The sequence below is a fragment of the Entomohabitans teleogrylli genome (assembly GCF_001484765.1).
GTDB lineage: Bacteria > Pseudomonadota > Gammaproteobacteria > Enterobacterales > Enterobacteriaceae > Entomohabitans > Entomohabitans teleogrylli.
On record NZ_KQ947379.1, the window covers coordinates 142,368 to 160,235 of the forward strand.

The window sequence follows — 17,868 nt, forward strand, 5'->3', positions numbered from 1 at the left end:
AGTCAAAAATGACGACCTTTGCCTGGAAAAACCACGCCTTTTAATGCGCCGCTTTTCCTCGCAGCCGCGAAATACCCGTTACCGCCAGCAGCACTATACCGCCGACAATGAAGCCCAATACCACGTTAGCCAGGCTGGGGATAAGTGCCCCTACCCAGGCGCCGCTCTGCGTCGCCCACCCCTCCACCAGATGGTGAACCGGCGCCACGCCGTGGACCAGAATACCGCCGCCGACCAGAAACATTGCCAGCGTCCCTACCACTGACAGCACCTTCATCAGTTTCGGCGCCAGCGCCAGCAATCCCTGCCCCAGCACCTGAGCGATGCGCGAGGATTTCTCCGCCAGCCAGTAGCCCATATCGTCCAGTTTGACGATTACCGCCACAATGCCGTAGACACCCACGGTGACCAGAATGGCGATCCCCGACAGCACCAGAATCTGATTCATCAGCGGGGCTTGTGACACGATGCCAAGGGTAATCGCGACAATTTCCGCCGACAGAATAAAATCGGTCCGTACCGCGCCTTTGACTTTGTCCCGCTCAAAGCCTTGCGGATCCTGGGCCGCCAGCGCCTCAAGCCGCTGTTGACGCGCCTCGGGAGACACCTTTTCTTTACGCTGCGCCAGAGAGTGCAGCACTTTTTCCACCCCTTCATAGCACAGGAACGCGCCGCCAATCATCAGCAACGGCGTAATCGCCCAGGGAATAAATGCGCTGATTAATAACGCCAGCGGCACCAGAATCAATTTATTGATAAACGACCCTTTAGCCACACTCCAGACCACCGGCAATTCGCGGTTGGCCCGTACTCCGGTGACCTGCTGGGCGTTCAGCGACAAGTCATCTCCCAGCACCCCTGCCGTTTTCTTCGCCGCCAGTTTGCCCATCACGGAAATGTCGTCCAGCAGCGTCGCGATATCATCAAGTAGAGTTAATAAACTGCTCCCGGCCAAGATAATGTTCCTTCTTTGAATTGGTTTCTGCACATTGAGTATGGTGTAAAAAACCAGAGTCTGATCCCGTCGACTCCGTCAACTGAAATTGTAACCTCTCTGTGAAGTAAAGTGCTCGCCAGCTCGCAAAAATTAACGTTAACTATCCTTCCTGATCCTGACTGCTGTTGCGAGGGAATATGCATCCTGGCCGCCTGTTGCCACTCATTGGCGCACTTTTTGCGCTGTATATCATCTGGGGTTCCACCTATTTCGTGATTCGCCTTGGCGTCGCCAGTTGGCCGCCGCTGACCATGGCTGGCGTGCGCTTTCTGTGTGCCGGCCTGTTGCTGATGGGCTTTTTGCTGCTACGCGGCGAACGCCTCCCACCGCGGCGCCAAATCCTCAACGCGGCGCTGATCGGCTTCCTGTTGCTGGCGGTAGGCAATGGCCTGGTCACCGTGGCGGAACACCAGGACGTGCCTTCAGGCATCGCCGCCGTCATGGTCGCCACCGTGCCGCTGTTCACCCTGTGCTTCAGCCGGTTATTCGGTATCGCCACCCGCAGGATTGAGTGGCTGGGGATCGCCATCGGTCTGTGCGGGATTATCATGCTCAACAGCGGCGGTAACCTCAGCGGAAATCCGTGGGGCGCGTTACTGATTCTGGTGGGGTCCCTGAGCTGGGCGTTTGGTTCGGTGTATGGCTCGCGCATTGCGCTGCCGCAGGGGATGATGGCCGGGGCGATTGAGATGCTGGCTGCCGGGGTGATTTTGATCGTCGCGGCGCTGCTCAGCGGAGAAAATGTGCTGGCGGCATCACCGGATTTGCAGGGATGGCTGGCCGTGGGCTATCTGGTCGTTTTTGGCTCGATTATCGCCATCAACGCCTATATGTACCTGATTCGCAATGTCTCGCCGGCGGTGGCGACCAGCTATGCCTATGTCAACCCGGTGGTGGCGGTATTACTGGGAACCGGGTTTGGCGGTGAGCGCCTGTCGACCGTGGAATGGCTGGCGCTTGCGGTTATCATCTTCGCCGTCCTGCTGGTCACGCTCGGCAAATATCTGTTGCCGGCGAAGGGGCAACCGCGCGCCCTGAAGAAATAATCCCTCCGGCACGGCCTTAACGCGGGCGAATCCCCTGAATATCGATCTCCGCCCGCTGGCCGCCGCCGCAAATCCACTCTTCCAGGCGCTCACTGAGCGCCGCGTCAGCAAGCTTTTCTCTGCCCCGTAGCGCGCATTCCCAGACCACCAGCACCCGCCATCCCTCTTCCAGTAACCGGGCACTATCCCGCTCGTCCCGCGCCACATTCTGGCCAATTTTATTCATCCAGAATTCAGTACGCGTCGCCGGTACTTTAAATAAATAGCAATCATGGTGATGCCAGAAACAGCCGTGAGTAAAAATTACGCAGCGATATTCATCAACCACAAAGTCAGGACGCCCGGCAAGCGTCCGATCCTGGGCCCGCCACTCGAAACCAATCTGATCGAGCAGCCCGGCGAGGCGTTTTTCTATTGCCGTGTCATGGGTGGCGATAGCGCGCATATTTTTACTGCGAATCGCCTTGCTGTGCACATCCGCCATTTCCTGTCCCCCGGTTAACGTTTTTGCACCGCCTGGAGAATTTTCGCTTCCAGCAGCCGGGCCACGGCGGCAAATGCCGGCACTACCACCGAATTACCAAACTGGCGGTAGGCCTGTGTATCCGAAACCGGGATCCGAAAATGGCTGGCTCCGGGCGCCTCAAATCCCATCAGCCGGGCGCATTCGCGCGGCGTTAAGCGACGCGGACGACGCGCCATATTGCCGGGATCGCCAAACTGCTTCTCACCCAGTTCCCGATCCCAGCCGCGATCGACCAGGATTTCCGCGCCATCTTTGTAATAGCGCGCCGACAGTGTACGCGCCACGCTGTCGGGGTTGAGCGGGTTCACCAGCCCAAATCCGAAGCCATTGCCCTTCGCCTGATGTTTTTTTGCGTACTGATAAAGGTAGCGCCACAGGACCGGGGTGAGGATATAGCGACTGTCCACCTCGTGGTCCAGCAACTCACCGAAGGATGGCCGTCGGGCTGGATAAAACTGTGGTAGATCGCGCAGCGTAAACCCGTGATGCAACTGGAGATCGCGGCGAAACCCTACCAGTACGATACGTTCACGGTGCTGCGGGAGGAAATGTTGACCATCAATAATTTTCGGATCATTGGCCCCGGCGACATCGGCATCCGCCACCTGATAACCCAGTTGATCGAGGGTTTGCATGATGATGCGGAAAGTGTTGCCTTTATCATGACTTTTCAGATTCTTAACGTTTTCCAGCACGAAAATAGCCGGACGTTTTGCGGCGATAATCCGCGCGACGTCAAAAAACAGCGTTCCCTGGGTTTCACAGGCAAAACCGTGCGCCCGTCCCAGCGCGTTTTTCTTCGACACCCCCGCCAGAGAGAAAGGCTGGCAGGGGAAACCCGCCAGCAGCACATCATGGTCGGGCAGCGTCGCCTGAACGTGCGCCATCGCCATATCATCGCTGACGTCCTGGCGATTACTTAAGGTGACATCGCGGATGTCTTCATTAAACTGGTGCTCCGGGGAGCAATACCAGTTGGCTTTATAGGTGCGCACCGCGAATTTATTCCATTCACTGGTAAAAACGCACTGCCCGCCAATAGCTTCAAAACCGCTGCGGATACCGCCAATACCGGCGAACAGATCGATAAACCGGAAGCGATAATCCGGGTAATAAGGCGGCGGCGACGGCAGCAGCGCCCGCAACGTCCGCCGTTCATTTTCCGACAGAGCTATCGCCCCGTCTGCCGCCCGCAGTAGCTGCGCCCGCGACCATTTATTTTCGCCCAGGCTCTGCAGAGCCTGTAGTACGCCAGTTATCGCGTAAATTTCCAGCGTTTTTTCCAGCAGTTCCACCTGCGATAGAGGCGAGGTGTGCAACAACTGCGACGCCGACGGCGCCTGCGGAATTTTTACTTCGGACATCGTGTCAACCCATAAAAAAATAGTCGCCACAGAGTACCATAGTTCTGTGCGCTTGCCTGGTGGCAATTAGTCCGCTTCTGGCCTGCCTGGCGAGAACAGAAAGCGTTCCAGAACCCGGGGATCGGGATTCATCGGCTCGCCCTGTAATTCAGCGCTAATTTTGGCCAGGAAATGCACCATGTAATTGGCATTGTGCATCGCCAACCGTTTACCCGCGGCGGTGCGCATTGTTTGCGGCAGGGTGAACAGCTTGGTCTGGAAATGATCGAGCGCATAGCGTTTATCATCCAGCTCGCGATGCAACGCCAGCGGATCGCCGCCTTCAAAAATATCGCATCCCAGCGACGCCGCTACGAACAACATTCTCGCCAGACCAATGGCGCCAAGCGACTCCAGACGATCGGCATCCTGAACAATGCAGGCCTCCGGGGTCCGCGGGACAATCCCGGCGCTAAAGCTATGGGCCTCAATAGCATGGAACACGGCGTCATAATGTTGCGCCGGATAATCAGGAAAGTGGTCGCGCAAGATGGTTATCGTTTTCTCTGCAGCCAGGGAAGAGGCGCGATGGCGCTGCGGGTGATTCTTAGGGAGATTTACCACGTCATGGAAAAAGCAGGCGGCCACCACCACCAGCGGGTGGGCAGGCATATCGGACATTATCTGCTGCGCAGTATGCCATACCCGGCGCGCATGGCCGGCATCATGCGCTTTATCACATTGAGAGATCTGAGATTGCAGGTAGTTTTCAAAACGAACCGGCCAGTTATCCATCGCTCCTCCTGGTTAAGATGCGGGAGGACGGAATATTACTCTTGCTGCGGGCCTCCTCTCGGCCGAGTGTACCACGCCAGCCAGCCCAACAGCGCGCCAACAGATCCGAGCACCATAAAGCCTAACAACGCTCCCAACCATTTTCCCGAGGTCGATCCCATATCCCCGCCGACACTGGAGTCGATACTGCTGACCACCCAAAAATAACGCGCCATTACCCATAGAGACCAGACGCAAAACCCGTAAAACAGCCACAGCGCCAGGCGCCCACCGGGATTTCTTGATATTTTTTCATCCATTATTCGAGACATACCTTCTCACAACAACACGTGCTTACCTGCAACAGCACTTACCCTCATGTGATTTGAATCACATTTTAGTGCAAGAAAATCCAGATCGGGAACAAATTTACACTGTGCTATTTTTTCGCCATTCCCCCGCGGCGCGCCTCACTGTGATGTTTTTTTCGCCTCTTCAGCACAATAACCAGACGAATACATAAGAAAAACTAATCAAATCACCATGCAATAGGTTGACTCATCATGATAAATTAATGAATGGCCTCTCCACTGTCTGATAATCACCTGTCTGCATAATTTTTTATTCACCGGGCAGACTCTTACGCCTATAATTTCCGCCGTTATTAGCCCGTTGTACTTATTACCCTTTTCTCTATCACATCCTTCATTGAGTGGTACGCCTGGTTTTTTAAAAGCCAGGCGCTTTTTTAATCATTAAGAAAAGAAATATTCTCACTGATTTATAAGACATCAAATATATTCATAATTGAAATTTTCAAAATCAAACCATAAAAATAACATATAGTTACATTCCGAATTATTTAGCAACAACTTGTTACGCCCTTCTTTTATATTCAGAATCCGATTTGCAAGCGGTCGCGTTTTTCATTTTTGTTCAAACTTCAGAACATTTTACAAAACCGTCCATGTCGTAGTGACTATAAGGAAATAGCTTCATGAAAAGAAAAGTACTGGCACTCGCGATTCCAGCGCTGTTAGCCGCTGGGGCTGCTAACGCGGCAGAAATATACAACAAAAATAGCAACAAACTGGATTTATACGGTAAGGTTGATGCCCGTCATCAGTTTTCTGATGACGCAGGTGCAGATGGGGATAAAACTTATGCCCGTCTGGGTTTTAAAGGCGAAACACAGATCTCCGACGAGCTGACCGGATTTGGCCGGTGGGAATACAACATGCAGGCCAACGGCGTTGAAACGGGCGGTCAGTCCTGGACACGTCTTGGTTTCGCTGGCTGAATACGGCTCCCTCGACTATGGCCGTAACTACGGCGTTCTGTATGACGTAGAAGCCTGGACGGATATGCTGCCGGTATTCGGTGGCGATACCTACACCAGCGCCGACAACTACATGGTTGGTCGCGCCAACGGCGTTCTGACCTACCGTAACACCGATTTCTTCGGTCTGGTAGACGGCTGGAATTTTGCTCTGCAGTACCAGGGCAACAATGAAAGCGCGGGCAACGGTAACGAAGGCACTAACAACGGCCGTAAGAGCAGCAAAGCCAATGGCGACGGTTGGGGTATCTCCACCAGCTATGATTTCGGCATGGGGATTGCCGCCTCCGCAGCTTATGCTTCATCTGACCGCACCACCGATCAAACTCGTACTGGCAATGCCAACCAGTACTTCGCCGGCGGCGACACCGCTGAAGCCTGGACCGTTGGCCTGAAGTATGATGACAATAACATCTACCTGGCTACTATGTACGCTGAAACGCGTAACATGACGCCGTTTGGCTCTCTGGGCGGTATTGCTAATAAAACCCAGAACATTGAAATTGTTGCCCAGTACCAGTTCGATTTCGGTCTGCGCCCGTCCCTGGCTTACCTGAAATCAAAAGGCAAAGATCTTGACGGAAACGGTTATAATAAAGATCTGGTAGAATATGTTGATATTGGCGCGTATTACTACTTCAATAAGAACATGTCCTTGTATGTTGATTACAAAATCAACCTGCTGGATGAAGATAAGAACAAAACCTACGAAACTCACGGAATTTCTACCGACGATGTCGTAGGTATCGGCCTGGTATATCAGTTCTGATTTCCTTTCCCCCAGGGCCCGCTCTCGCGGGCCTTTTTTATCTCTGCCAGCAGCCCCTGTTTATCTCTCCTGAAAATCAGCTTAATTACCCCTTTCAAATGCTTTATGGCGCAATAGCTATTTGTGCCTGATGACATTACTCATTTACCTGTAACACTCACACCTCATCTTAAATAAGAGATTTAAACCAGTTTCATTTTCCATATCGATGTTCATCCCTGGCCACCCGGGCAGTCGAACCAGCCTGTCTGGCTAAAATCGATTAATCCTTCTTATACATCAAGTTACAACATGTTGTTTTTTAAGATTAAATTCCGAAACATTTCGGAGAGAAATCCCAAAATGCAACCCAGATAACAAAAAAATCATTTTCAGGTTGAATTAATTCGCAATTTTCAATAAAAAATGAGGCGCTGTAAGTAAATGTAATAAACAGTTACAGTGAAAATAATTGCGTAAGCAATCAAAAACAATAAGGACATAACAATGAAGATTAAGTTGATAGCAGTGGCAGTAACGTCCATGTTGGCTGCAACCGTGGCAAATGCGGCAGAAGTATACAACAAAGACGGTAACAAACTTGACATGTATGGCCGCGTTAAAGCCATGCATTACTTCTCTGACAACAAAGGTGTTGATGGCGATCAGACCTATGTTCGTCTGGGCTTTAAAGGCGAAACCCAGATCGCTGACCAGCTGGTTGGCTATGGCCGCTGGGAATACCAGTTCCAGGGTAACCGCGTTGAAGGCGATACCTCCGGCGACAAAACGCGTCTGGCTTATGCTGGTCTGAAGTTTGGTGAGTACGGTTCTCTCGACTATGGCCGTAACTTCGGTGTTAACTATGACATTGGCGCCTGGACCGATATGCTGCCTGAGTTCGGTAACGACACCACGACTCAGACTGATATCTTTATGACTGGCCGTACCACTGGCGTGGCAACCTACCGTAACAACGATTTCTTCGGTCTGGTTGACGGCCTGAACTTCGCGCTGCAGTACCAGGGCAGAGAAGAAGGTAACCGTACCGTAGCTAAACAGCACGGTGACGGCTGGGGTATGTCTTCTTCCTACACCTACGAAGGTTTTGCAGTAGGTGCGTCCTATGCGAAATCTGACCGTACTGATGCTCAGGTTGTTTCCTCCGCTCGTGGCGAAAACGCTGAAATCTGGAACGTGGGTCTGAAATACGACGACAACAACGTCTATCTGGCCGCGCTGTATGCTGAAACCCGCAACATGACTACCTATGGCAGCAGCATCGCCAACAAAGCTCAGAACTTTGAAGTCGTTGCTCAGTATCAGTTCGATTTTGGTCTGCGTCCGTCCATCGCTTATCTGCAGTCTAAAGGTAAAGACCTGAACGGCGGCTGGGGTGACGAAGATCTGATGAAATACATCGATATCGGCGCAACCTACTACTTCAACAAAAACATGTCTGCATTTGTTGACTATAAAATCAACCAGCTGGACAGCAACCGCTTCACCAGAGCACACGGTCTGAACACCGACGACGTTGTTGCGCTGGGCCTGATGTATCAGTTCTAAGTCAACTGTTGTTGATAACACTCTCGGGCCGCAGTTTACTGCGGCCTTTTTCGTTTCAGTAAAATGTGACGAACATCCACCGTGCCCACGCGTCGTTCCCTGAGGCAGATTCAGAAAGATTCTTATTGACTAAAAAGGATGCATTCAGCCCGACAGGCTGGCATGAGTGTGATACGGGTCGTAGACGTAAAGCGTGGTAAGTGTTTGAATACTGGCGGAGAGAGGGGGATTTGAACCCCCGGTGGAGTTGCCCCCACTCCGGTTTTCGAGACCGGTCCGTTCAGCCACTCCGGCATCTCTCCGTGCTGATGGTTGCCATCATGCCAGGGAATTTGGCATTTTAACAGACCTGAGTTCATCAATTTCGTTCAAGTGACGACTTTACGAGCAGCTGAAAATGATTAAGTGGCCCTGGAAAACGAATGATATTGCCGACGCAGCACCTTATCCCTGGGATCAGGCGCTGGCGATGCCAATTCTTGCTTCGCTGAATAGCGGCGAACAAGAACGACTGATTCGTATGGCCGGGAAATTTCTGCAACAGAAGCGTCTGGTCCCTCTGCAGGGCTTTGAACTGGATGAACTGAAGTCTGCCCGTATCGCCCTGCTCTTTTGCCTTCCGGTGCTGGAACTGGGATTTGAGTGGCTGGACGGCTTCCATGAAGTCATGATCTACCCCACTCCCTTTGTGGTGGACGACGAATGGGAAGATGATATCGGTCTGGTACATAATCAGCGAGTGGTGCAGTCCGGGCAAAGCTGGCAACAGGGGCCGATTATTCTCAACTGGCTGGACATTCAGGACTCATTCGACGCCTCCGGATTCAATCTGATTATCCATGAGGTAGCCCATAAGCTGGACATGCGTAACGGCGATCGCGCCAGCGGCATTCCATTTATTCCACTGCGCGAAGTTGCCGGCTGGGAGCACGATCTCCATGCCGCGATGGAAAATATTCAGGATGAGATTGATCTGGTCGGAGAGAGTACAGCCAGTATTGATGCCTATGCTGCCACCGATCCAGCCGAGTGCTTCGCGGTGCTTTCCGAGTATTTCTTTAGCGCGCCGGAGTTGTTCGCGCCCCGTTTCCCTTCACTGTGGCAACGGTTCTGTCATTTTTACCAGCAGGACCCGTTACAGCGGCTTACCGATCAGAGTCCGGGGAGCGAAACGCTACATTAATCACTGCGAATGATGGATATTCAGTCAACTGAATCAATATGTTAGATTTCGAGTTGACAGTCAGTAACGGCCCGATTATTATGCCGGGCATTCAAGCGATTCCTCTGTAGTTCAGTCGGTAGAACGGCGGACTGTTAATCCGTATGTCACTGGTTCGAGTCCAGTCAGAGGAGCCAAATTCCGATTCTTACGCTATCTTATTAGTCCTTATTTGATATTGATTCAATAAGTTAGCGTGAAAATCTTTCCAGATGTGTATTCAGTTTTCCCTCCGCATCCGGTTAATTTGGGGTCAGGTTGGTTCGATTCTGGAGTGACCCCCAAATGTCTTTAAACGATTCAAAAATCCGTAACTTAAAACCCTCTTCAAAACCCATAAAACTGTCTGATTCGCACGGTCTGTATCTGCTGGTCAATCCGGGCGGTTCGCGTATCTGGTATCTCAAGTATCGCTTCAGTGGTAAAGAGTCCCGCGTCAGTCTGGGCGCATATCCTCTGGTTTCACTTGCTGAAGCAAGACAACGACGTGACGATATCCGTAAGCTACTGACGCAGAATATTAACCCCGCCCACCAGCGCATGTCTGATAAAGCCGCAGCGTCACCGGAAAAGTATTTTAAAGCCGTGGCGCTTGCATGGCACAAAACCAACAAAAAATGGTCGCCTGATTATGCCGCGCGTATCCTCGCCAGCATGGAAAATCATATCTTTCCGGCGATTGGTCATCTGCCTGTCACTACGCTGAAAACGCAGAATTTCACTGCGTTACTGCGGGTTATTGAGGATAAAGGTTTTCTGGAAGTCGCGTCCCGAACCCGGCAGCAACTCTGCAACATCATGCGTTACGCCGTACAGCAGGGATTCACCGAAAACAACCCGGCACAGCATCTGGAAGGCGTCACTGCGCCGCCGGTTAAAAATCACTATCCCGCCCTGCCGCTGGAGCGGTTGCCCGAATTGTTTGAGCGCATTGGCGACTATCAGCAGGGACGGCAGCTTACGAGGCTGGCGGTGGTGTTGACTCTCCACCTGTTTATCCGTTCCAGCGAGCTGCGCTTTGCCCGCTGGGGTGAGATAGATTTCAGAAACAAAATCTGGACCATCCCCGCCACAAGGGAAGCGATTGAGAAAGTCCGTTTCTCTGGCCGTGGCGCAAAAATGCGTACTCCACATATAGTGCCGCTTTCTCGTCAGGCTATCGCCATTCTGAAGCAGATAAAGGAAATCTCCGGCCATCTGGAACTGGTGTTCCCCGGCGACCATAACCCGTATAAGCCGATGAGCGAAAACACTGTCAACCGGGCGTTGCGTCTTATGGGCTATGATACCAAAACTGATGTCTGTGGGCATGGATTCCGGACAATGGCGTGTAGCGCATTAGTGGAAACTGAACTCTGGTCACGGGATACCGTGGAGCGGCAGATGAGTCATCAGGAGCGCAACAGCGTTCGGGCGGCGTATATCCACCGGGCTGAACATCTCGACGCCCGTACAGCCATGATGCAGTGGTGGTCGGATTATCTGGATGTAAGTCGCGAGGGGTACGTTGCGCCGTATATTTATGCGCGGCGGCATAAGGCGGCCTGAGACAGTGGCTATATAATTTGTTAAAAATGAAAAAGCAGATCCTGATTGAATCCGGATCTGCTTTTTACATTAGGCAATCGCTGCCAGACAATCTGCACCAGAAACGCCATAACTGCACCAGTTCAGTACCACCGCTTACCTGCGCCAGTCTGCCGTCGCCTGTTTGTGTCAGGACTGCGCCAGATCTTATCGAATAAACATCAAACTGCGCCAGTGTTACGGCCCTTTCAGCCCTTTGGCCTTTTCCGGTCTGGCGCTGTTACCCTTAGCCGCCCTTTACCCTTTCCGGCCTTTTTCCTTTGCTGGCGCAATCGCCAGAAAAATCGTCAAGCTGCACCAGAAGCCTGCCAATAGGTCATACCGTTCAGAAGCATCGTTATTGAGAGGAAACCGTACAAAAAATTTCTACGTAGAAATTTCTTCGGTGGATAACGATGAATAAAGGGTATTTTATAATGTGATGGCTATCAAAAATCGATCATCCAAAAATAATTCATTGATTTATAATGAATAACCATGAATTTAATAGTCGATGATTATTGTTTTTATCAGTATTGATAGGAAAGTATACAAAAAATTTTGGCCCCAAAATTTTTTGTACGAAAACCGATGAATAACGCGAAATTAATAGGAAACCATCCAAAATTATTTGGGGCAAATAATTTTGCCCGAAAACCGATGGATAACTCGATCTTTTCAAAGCAACGGCTATCAATCAGTATCCTTTCTTCCGTAAACCTGCGCCACATACCGCCCGCGCCCGTCGCCGTGCCCCAAATCCATCGCCGTCATTGCCAGCGCTTCCTTCTCACAAAATCCCTGCGCCAGATAATGACGGATCGCATCCTGTGCCCAGGCATAGCGCAACGAGTGCGGGGAATACGCGCCCGTTAAGCCGAGACGTGCCGCCTGACTGTGCCAGTATTTCATCGCGGTTTTCAGATCCGGCTTATCTATCAGCCTGCCGTGACGATCTTCTGCCACCGCCAGCGCATTATCCAGCACTTTTTTAACTACGCCAGCATCAAGAATAATCGTCTCGCGGGGCCGTCCGCCTTTAGTGCCGAACACCACGGTTAACCGGAACTCACCGCGTTCCAGCGATTGCTTCCACGTTCTTAATGACTGCGCACTTTGTACCGCCTCCTGCGAACGCAGGCCCATCAGCCTTGAAAGTTCCAGTGCTGCCGCCATCCCCGGATCTTTTACACGGGCGGTTTCCAGCACATGGCGGTAATGCTCCGGCGTGATGGCCTGCTTCGTACCGTTACGGGATACGCCAGACAGGCCCAGCGAGCGGTTATTCAGCCGCTCACTCTGCGCCAGCCTGTCACGCCCGGCCTGTTTCAGAATGCAGCGCACCGCCGCCATCTCATTTTGCAGGGAACGCTTTGTGATACCCTGCGCCAGCCGTTCACGGACATAGCCCTCAATATGCCGCGCCTTAAGCTGCTCCACCCGGCGGATCTGCACATTCTGCGCCAGTACCAGACGTTCACAAAACCGCTGCGCCAGCTTAATGCGGTCGTGAACGGTTTTATGGCTGCCTCCCGCCTGCTGCGCCAGCCGCTTCATTTCCTGCTCCAGTATTCCCATGCATTCCCCTTTCATGATTGCCGCAAACTCATCTCCAAAAAACCAACACTGATACAGCTCTCCCCGGCGCACAGGCCGATAGCCCCTGTTTTTTTGTCGGGGCTGCGAACGATACCTGAGCGCCGGGGCGGCAGCTGTTGAGGTGTGGTGGGGCTTCGGTTGTGCTCTCAGAGCAGCCGCCCGCTTGCGCGGGTCATCCCCCGGATCGTCCAGATCCGCCTCGGTATCGGTTCATGTTCTCCTTATGGGTAAATGGCCTGAAAAGGCGGTGTCAGAATCCAGCCGTGAGCTGGCGCAGTTGAGTTTTCTGGTGCAGGTCGAAAGGGCTTGCGTGCGTCACTTTCCCGCTTTACGCGGTTAAAGTGACGCACGGGTCTGGTGCAGCATCTTAAAATTTATCGTTAGTGCAGTTTTACGGTCACGCGGCAGCAAATGCCTTGCGGCAAATGCAGGCCGCAGCCCGTAAGGTAAAAGGCGCTGAGTGTGTCAGCAGATACAGGTTAGCCAGGAGAATTCCGGCGCGGTGCAAATTCAGACCAGCAGGCTGGCGCAGTAAAAGGACGTATCGTGTCAAAACTTGGGCCTCCGCCGCGATAATCTGCGACCCGGTGTTTGCAGAGGTCTGCACCGGTAAACGGACCAACCGTCCTGATAACAGGCACTTCTTTCAGGTTGTGAAGCGTTGGGCGCTGTCAACGACAGCATAGGGCGAGGGGGAGACTATGCCAGTGCCGCTGGCGCGGAAAGAAGAAACTGTTTTTACCTGCAACAGGATTTTTTAATCACTTGTCGTTATAAAAAATGAGGGCGCTATACGTGACAGCGCCCTCGTTCAGGTTACATAAAAAGCATCAGCTCAGAATAGCTTCCAGTCGGGCCAGCACTTCATTCACGACAGCGTCGGGTATACGTTCCAGTCGCTTACCATTTCGGGCGCCCATATCAATGGTTCTGGGCTGGTCGCAGCGGATCACACCCGTTGTTTTGGTTCCCGCCCCCTCCAGTGAGACGGTAAACCCGGCTGCGCGGGCGAAGTTTCCACCGCTGGTGACGGGAACAACAACGGGTAGGCGGGTCAGCTTGTTAAACGCTGCCTTCGATACGATAAGCACCGGACGTTTTCCGCTTTGCTCGTGGCCGGCAATCGGATCCAGTGAAACGAGCCAGATTTCCCCTCTGTCCATTTACAGGATCTCCTTGCCCACCGCAGGCGCATCAATCCATCCCCGATCCTCTTCACTCATTTCGGCGTGCGGATCGCACTGCGCCAGCAGCTCCTCAAGCGAATAGCGGGGCCGTTTCTGGGGTTCAATAATCAGGCAGCCATTATCAATGGTCATACCCACTTCGCTGTCCGTCGACAGCTCCAGCGTTTTCAGCACGGCGGGAGGAACCGCCAGCATGATGGATCCGCCGACCTTTTTCAGGCGAGTTGTATACATAGAGCACCTCCGAATATTATATTTTAATATAACATCAACGGCAGGCGATGCACAATTATTCATCAGATTCATTGTGATTTCCTTAGCGTAATAAAGCGTGAAGAAAGCCTTAATCCATCGAAGGACAGATCCGGCAGTTTTCAAAGGCGGCATTGCCGGTAAAACGGCGACCATGCTGATACATCAGACGCTTCTTTCAGGTCATGAAGCATTTCGTGCAGACGGGAGCTTAGTTCGTGGTAAGAAGGCCGATAATAAAAACTGTTTTTGCGGTTCAAAGGATTATGACAAATCAGATAAACGAAATGCGGCGCAGTTTCCGTATCAGAGCTGCGCCGTAGGGACTCAGCGATAGCGCGAAGGCCAGATTTTTTCAGGCGCAACATCTAACGCTTCAGCAATCAATCTTTCACCTTTGGGCCAGCGGCGGGTAAGCGCATTAGCCAGCGTGGAGGACGCCAGCCCAGCCTGACGCAAAAGCGCTGACAGCGAAGTGCCACGTTTTTTCAGCCTGGCGATAATGTCGGCAGGATGCCAGTCAGACTGCATCATGCTTTGGCCTCCACACCGTCGATAAACTTCACGCCACCGGCAGTACGCAGCCAACGCGGGGCCTTCATTTCGGCGGCAAAATACCAGACCAGTTCACATAATAAGCCTGTTATCGTCTGCTCCACTTTTGGCTGCATCCCCTGCCCGATAAGAAGTTGCGCCAGCGTCAGTGAGTAATCACAAAGTAATTCAGCGTCGGGGACAAATCTGGGCATATCGGCAGGTAGAGCATCAACGGTCAGGCTGTCAGTCAGATGGGACGGGATGGGGTCGTTCAGAGTGGGTTGCAGTAGAGTCAGACAGGCGGCAAGCCGCCCGCAAAGCGCCAGCCTCAGCACCGGATCGTCGCTTTCGATCAGGGTTTCGGCGAAGTTTTCACAGTGATCGGCCAGTACGGTAAAATCTGTGGCAGCGCTGAAGGGAACGGAAAGTAACTCTCTGGGTGACTTAATGAAAGATAGAGTGAAATCTGGCATAAATGCCTCCGTGACATTTTTTTGAGATGGCCACATAAAGTGGTGCCGGGAGGCTCAAAACGGCTTCACGAAACCGCGGACTTATTTCCCCGAAGGGTGTTGTATTAGTCGCCCTCCCGACTTTGTTCGGGCAGCATACTCCCTCCGTTCTTACGAACGGAGGGTACAAAAAAGCCAACACTGACGGGGTTGGTTTTGGCCGCGTGAAAGAGGTTTTGAGTCCTCGTTTACTAGGATACCAACGATTAGGGGCTGACGGCAAGAGGGGGTTATGGAAGATGGATCGATATTCATACAATCGAAATCTCATTAACTCGTCATTTATATAAATTCTGACACGTCCTGAAGCCCATATTGTGAAAGGTATCACTCCAGAAAACCGTCCTCATAAGTTGGATCGCCTACAATAATTCGTTGCTAAGTTTAAAAGCGGAGAGAGAAGCTTGGATATAGTGGGATTTGTTCGCGTTACTTATTGTCTACAAGCTCAATAATTATTATTGAAGATCTGTCAAAAAATCATATATCCATTACTAACCCTTCGTAAATAATGAGTAATATAAACATTCTAAATGCCATATCTTTGGCACAACTTACAAAATTAAAAGGCACATTATATTAAAATAACATGCCTTACAATTTATTATTTAGAAGAAGCACGAACACACTTCTTACCATCAGGGTCTATATCTATTAAAGTGTATTTATACTTACCACCTAAGTTGCCTAGTACTTTGCTCAAGTTAGCAGTTTCAGTTTTATGCCGTGTATCTTTTGATATACACATAATAATCTGTTTTTCTGTTAAAGACGCATATTTCAGTAAGGCAGACATACTCTCAACATTCATAGCATGTTGTCCTGGTTCATCCATAACCAAGAACCCTGGATGATTTTTAGATGATTCTAGTAATGTCAGATAAAAAGCCCATTGAGCACGGATAAAATCGCTTGCAGACGAACTAAGTCTAATAGGTTGAACATTCCCTCGAATAATAACAACTGGAAGCAGTCTTGATGGAGGTTTATTCTGTATAGTTATATGATTTATATCGTTGCTTGTGTAAAAGAAATGTTCCTTACTTAATAACTGTTTAAATCCACCAATAAAATTAGATATTTTTACATTATCTCGCTCGTCAGAAACTTTTAAGGATTTTTTTTCATCTTTAATTTCTGACAATTCCACCAATATATCTTTGAGTTCCTTTTTTATTCTACTGAAATCATCTAAAAGCCTGTTGCAATCGTTTATTTTTTGACCTATAGTTATTTCGTTAAATATAAGGGTCCTGATATTTTTATCTTGAGATGATGATATGTCTTTTCTTAGGTTTTTAATCTCTTCTTTCTTAAGAAAAATTTCTTTTGACAAAAAAGAGCTCACGTCATTAAAGTTAGAATCCAATTCCTTATATTTTCTTATATAAATATCATATAAGTTTCGTTGACTTTTAAGAAAGCTTATCGAATCCTTTAAACTAACCTTGGAACTATCAATTTTCAGTCTTGATTCAACATCTAACTCATGATCACATACAGGGCATAGAATGAGATCTTCAGCATCAGGCATAAAACTATCCAACTTTATAGCACTATCTAACCTTTCAATCTCAATATCAATCTTTTTAGTTTCCTCAAAGTAGCCATCTATTTTTCTCTGTTCCTTTATTTTTTCATTAGTTATAGTTCTCAACTGTCTATTCAATAATGTGATTTCTGACTGTAACTTTAACTGAGATTTTTTAATATTATCTGGAGTGTTAGAACTCTCTTCACTTTTTATTTTCTTAAGAACATTAGAGCGTTCACCAATTAAATTTGATATGTAATCTTTTAGATCAATCCAATCTCTTTTTTCTTCAGAAATGACGCTTAATGATGATAATGAGACTCCTTTTAGATCATTCTTTATTAAATCAGGATAAATACCTCTCAAAGAAAATCCTTGCGAAGTTGCTCGCTCGCTAATTTTTGTATATCTCATACCCCATTCATCTTTTATATTTTTTTCACGCTGTAGTAAAATATCATTTCTTATTTCATTATCTAGGCTTTCTAGTTGCAACAAGAACTCAACAAGTTTTTGTTTTGCATCTTTAATTCCAAAGTTTGGCATCTGTGCAAAAAAATCAGACCATCCCTTTGTTTGTTCAATAAGAGCACAAGGAAATACATTCTGTAGGTATAAACTTTTACCTTGGTCTAAAGCATCCTCATGAACGATTGGTAATTTAATACCTAAAAATAAGGTTAACCAATTATAAAAGCCTTCAGGTCTATCATGATCCCCTCCAGAATGTAAGTAATACGAGGATGTACTACCATTTTCTATCACTATAATTTTATTACAGCTTTCATTGTTAAAACTTTTTATATATCTCTTTAATGTTGCTTCACGAATTCCATTTTTTATAATCAACTCTGCATAAGAATTTGTAACCTGAAGAGTGTTATTATCGTATTCAAATTCTTCAAACAAACTCTTGTCAAGAACTAAACTCCTATTTCCCCCTAGTAACTGTTCCATTCCTAAACAATAATAAATACATGAGACTATCGTTGACTTCCCACTTGAATTTTGCCCTGTTATAATATTCAAACCACTGCTAAAACCGTAACAAAAACCGAACCTTGTAGCATGATACTTTACATCTATAAGAACCTTTATTTGCTTTATTTCCATGATC

Annotated in this window: 15 protein-coding genes, 2 tRNA genes and 1 pseudogene; 6 read left to right on the forward strand and 12 right to left on the reverse strand. The window is 49.5% G+C overall.

Translation table 11 applies throughout. The annotated features are described in order from the left end of the window. Positions 1–40: 40 nt before the first annotated feature. Entirely contained in the window at positions 41–955 is a 915-nt protein-coding gene (locus AQ981_RS07920; RefSeq protein WP_058911214.1) for a DUF808 family protein, read from the reverse strand. 179 nt (positions 956–1,134) lie between these two features. Between AQ981_RS07920 and yedA the strand changes: the two genes are divergently transcribed. After that, positions 1,135–2,043: a drug/metabolite exporter YedA gene (yedA, locus tag AQ981_RS07925; protein ID WP_058911215.1), complete on the forward strand. Its 909-nt coding sequence runs from the start codon at positions 1,135–1,137 to the stop codon at positions 2,041–2,043. Positions 2,044–2,059: 16 nt separating this feature from the next. On the opposite strand, the gene AQ981_RS07930 is transcribed toward yedA, so the two are convergent. From AQ981_RS07930 to drpB, 4 genes are all read right to left on the reverse strand, one after another. Next, positions 2,060–2,527: a very short patch repair endonuclease gene (locus AQ981_RS07930; RefSeq protein WP_058911216.1), complete on the reverse strand. Its 468-nt coding sequence runs from the start codon at positions 2,525–2,527 to the stop codon at positions 2,060–2,062. 14 nt (positions 2,528–2,541) lie between these two features. After that, positions 2,542–3,933 carry a DNA (cytosine-5-)-methyltransferase gene (dcm, locus tag AQ981_RS07935; protein WP_082683163.1) on the reverse strand — a complete coding sequence of 464 codons (1,392 nt, stop codon included), beginning with the start codon at positions 3,931–3,933 and terminating at the stop codon, positions 2,542–2,544. A 66-nt stretch (positions 3,934–3,999) separates the two neighbouring features. Further along, positions 4,000–4,707 (reverse strand): phosphohydrolase, encoded by a 708-nt coding sequence (locus tag AQ981_RS07940; RefSeq protein ID WP_058911217.1) that lies wholly within the window; start codon positions 4,705–4,707, stop codon positions 4,000–4,002. 35 nt (positions 4,708–4,742) lie between these two features. Next, positions 4,743–5,006 carry a cell division protein DrpB gene (drpB, locus tag AQ981_RS07945; RefSeq protein WP_058911218.1) on the reverse strand — a complete coding sequence of 88 codons (264 nt, stop codon included), beginning with the start codon at positions 5,004–5,006 and terminating at the stop codon, positions 4,743–4,745. Positions 5,007–5,683: 677 nt separating this feature from the next. Here drpB and ompC (AQ981_RS07950) point away from each other — a divergent pair. Further along, positions 5,684–6,794, forward strand: a pseudogene (ompC, locus tag AQ981_RS07950) (porin OmpC). A 486-nt stretch (positions 6,795–7,280) separates the two neighbouring features. Then, positions 7,281–8,342 carry a porin OmpC gene (gene ompC, locus AQ981_RS07955; RefSeq protein WP_058911219.1) on the forward strand — a complete coding sequence of 354 codons (1,062 nt, stop codon included), beginning with the start codon at positions 7,281–7,283 and terminating at the stop codon, positions 8,340–8,342. A gap of 212 nt (positions 8,343–8,554) precedes the next feature. Here the strand turns inward: ompC (AQ981_RS07955) and AQ981_RS07960 are convergent. Further along, a tRNA-Ser gene (locus AQ981_RS07960) sits at positions 8,555–8,644 on the reverse strand. Positions 8,645–8,739: 95 nt separating this feature from the next. On the opposite strand from AQ981_RS07960, the gene mtfA reads away from it, so the two are divergent. The 3 genes from mtfA (at position 8,740) to AQ981_RS07975 (ending at position 11,112) form a co-directional block, all read left to right on the forward strand. Beyond that, positions 8,740–9,525, forward strand: coding sequence for a DgsA anti-repressor MtfA (gene mtfA, locus AQ981_RS07965; RefSeq protein WP_058911220.1), 786 nt, complete (start codon positions 8,740–8,742; stop codon positions 9,523–9,525). 100 nt (positions 9,526–9,625) lie between these two features. After that, positions 9,626–9,701: transfer RNA gene (locus AQ981_RS07970), tRNA-Asn, on the forward strand. Between the two features lie 148 nt (positions 9,702–9,849). After that, the gene (locus tag AQ981_RS07975; protein WP_058911221.1) at positions 9,850–11,112 is read left to right on the forward strand and encodes a tyrosine-type recombinase/integrase; all 1,263 of its coding nucleotides are present in this window, start codon (positions 9,850–9,852) and stop codon (positions 11,110–11,112) included. 711 nt (positions 11,113–11,823) lie between these two features. Here AQ981_RS07975 and AQ981_RS07980 read toward each other — a convergent pair. From AQ981_RS07980 to AQ981_RS08005, 6 genes are all read right to left on the reverse strand, one after another. Then, positions 11,824–12,708: an integrase domain-containing protein gene (locus AQ981_RS07980; RefSeq protein WP_058911222.1), complete on the reverse strand. Its 885-nt coding sequence runs from the start codon at positions 12,706–12,708 to the stop codon at positions 11,824–11,826. A gap of 851 nt (positions 12,709–13,559) precedes the next feature. Continuing rightward, on the reverse strand, positions 13,560–13,892 hold the full coding sequence (locus AQ981_RS07985; protein ID WP_058911223.1) for a type II toxin-antitoxin system PemK/MazF family toxin: 333 nt from the start codon (positions 13,890–13,892) through the stop codon (positions 13,560–13,562). Next, positions 13,893–14,150 carry an AbrB/MazE/SpoVT family DNA-binding domain-containing protein gene (locus tag AQ981_RS07990; protein ID WP_058911224.1) on the reverse strand — a complete coding sequence of 86 codons (258 nt, stop codon included), beginning with the start codon at positions 14,148–14,150 and terminating at the stop codon, positions 13,893–13,895. Positions 14,151–14,495: 345 nt separating this feature from the next. Continuing rightward, entirely contained in the window at positions 14,496–14,702 is a 207-nt protein-coding gene (locus AQ981_RS07995; protein WP_058911225.1) for a helix-turn-helix domain-containing protein, read from the reverse strand. Next, complete coding sequence (locus tag AQ981_RS08000; protein WP_058911226.1) at positions 14,699–15,178, reverse strand: hypothetical protein; 480 nt, start codon at positions 15,176–15,178, stop codon at positions 14,699–14,701. The genes AQ981_RS07995 and AQ981_RS08000 overlap by 4 nt, the downstream gene beginning before the upstream one ends. A gap of 643 nt (positions 15,179–15,821) precedes the next feature. Then, on the reverse strand, positions 15,822–17,864 hold the full coding sequence (locus AQ981_RS08005) for a hypothetical protein (protein WP_154675915.1): 2,043 nt from the start codon (positions 17,862–17,864) through the stop codon (positions 15,822–15,824). Between the last annotated feature and the right edge of the window lie 4 nt (positions 17,865–17,868).

Bases quoted from the DNA above. Each gene is read 5' to 3' on its own strand.
- mtfA (WP_058911220.1), top strand. From the start codon at position 8,740: ATGATTAAGTGGCCCTGGAAAACGAATGATATTGCCGACGCAGCACCT.
- AQ981_RS08005 (WP_154675915.1), bottom strand. From the start codon at position 17,864: ATGGAAATAAAGCAAATAAAGGTTCTTATAGATGTAAAGTATCATGCT.
- dcm (WP_082683163.1), bottom strand. From the start codon at position 3,933: ATGTCCGAAGTAAAAATTCCGCAGGCGCCGTCGGCGTCGCAGTTGTTG.
- AQ981_RS07940 (WP_058911217.1), bottom strand. From the start codon at position 4,707: ATGGATAACTGGCCGGTTCGTTTTGAAAACTACCTGCAATCTCAGATC.
- AQ981_RS07995 (WP_058911225.1), bottom strand. From the start codon at position 14,702: ATGATGCAGTCTGACTGGCATCCTGCCGACATTATCGCCAGGCTGAAA.
- ompC (WP_058911219.1), top strand. From the start codon at position 7,281: ATGAAGATTAAGTTGATAGCAGTGGCAGTAACGTCCATGTTGGCTGCA.
- AQ981_RS07985 (WP_058911223.1), bottom strand. From the start codon at position 13,892: ATGGACAGAGGGGAAATCTGGCTCGTTTCACTGGATCCGATTGCCGGC.
- yedA (WP_058911215.1), top strand. From the start codon at position 1,135: ATGCATCCTGGCCGCCTGTTGCCACTCATTGGCGCACTTTTTGCGCTG.
- AQ981_RS08000 (WP_058911226.1), bottom strand. From the start codon at position 15,178: ATGCCAGATTTCACTCTATCTTTCATTAAGTCACCCAGAGAGTTACTT.
- AQ981_RS07990 (WP_058911224.1), bottom strand. From the start codon at position 14,150: ATGTATACAACTCGCCTGAAAAAGGTCGGCGGATCCATCATGCTGGCG.
- AQ981_RS07975 (WP_058911221.1), top strand. From the start codon at position 9,850: ATGTCTTTAAACGATTCAAAAATCCGTAACTTAAAACCCTCTTCAAAA.
- drpB (WP_058911218.1), bottom strand. From the start codon at position 5,006: ATGGATGAAAAAATATCAAGAAATCCCGGTGGGCGCCTGGCGCTGTGG.
- AQ981_RS07980 (WP_058911222.1), bottom strand. From the start codon at position 12,708: ATGGGAATACTGGAGCAGGAAATGAAGCGGCTGGCGCAGCAGGCGGGA.
- AQ981_RS07930 (WP_058911216.1), bottom strand. From the start codon at position 2,527: ATGGCGGATGTGCACAGCAAGGCGATTCGCAGTAAAAATATGCGCGCT.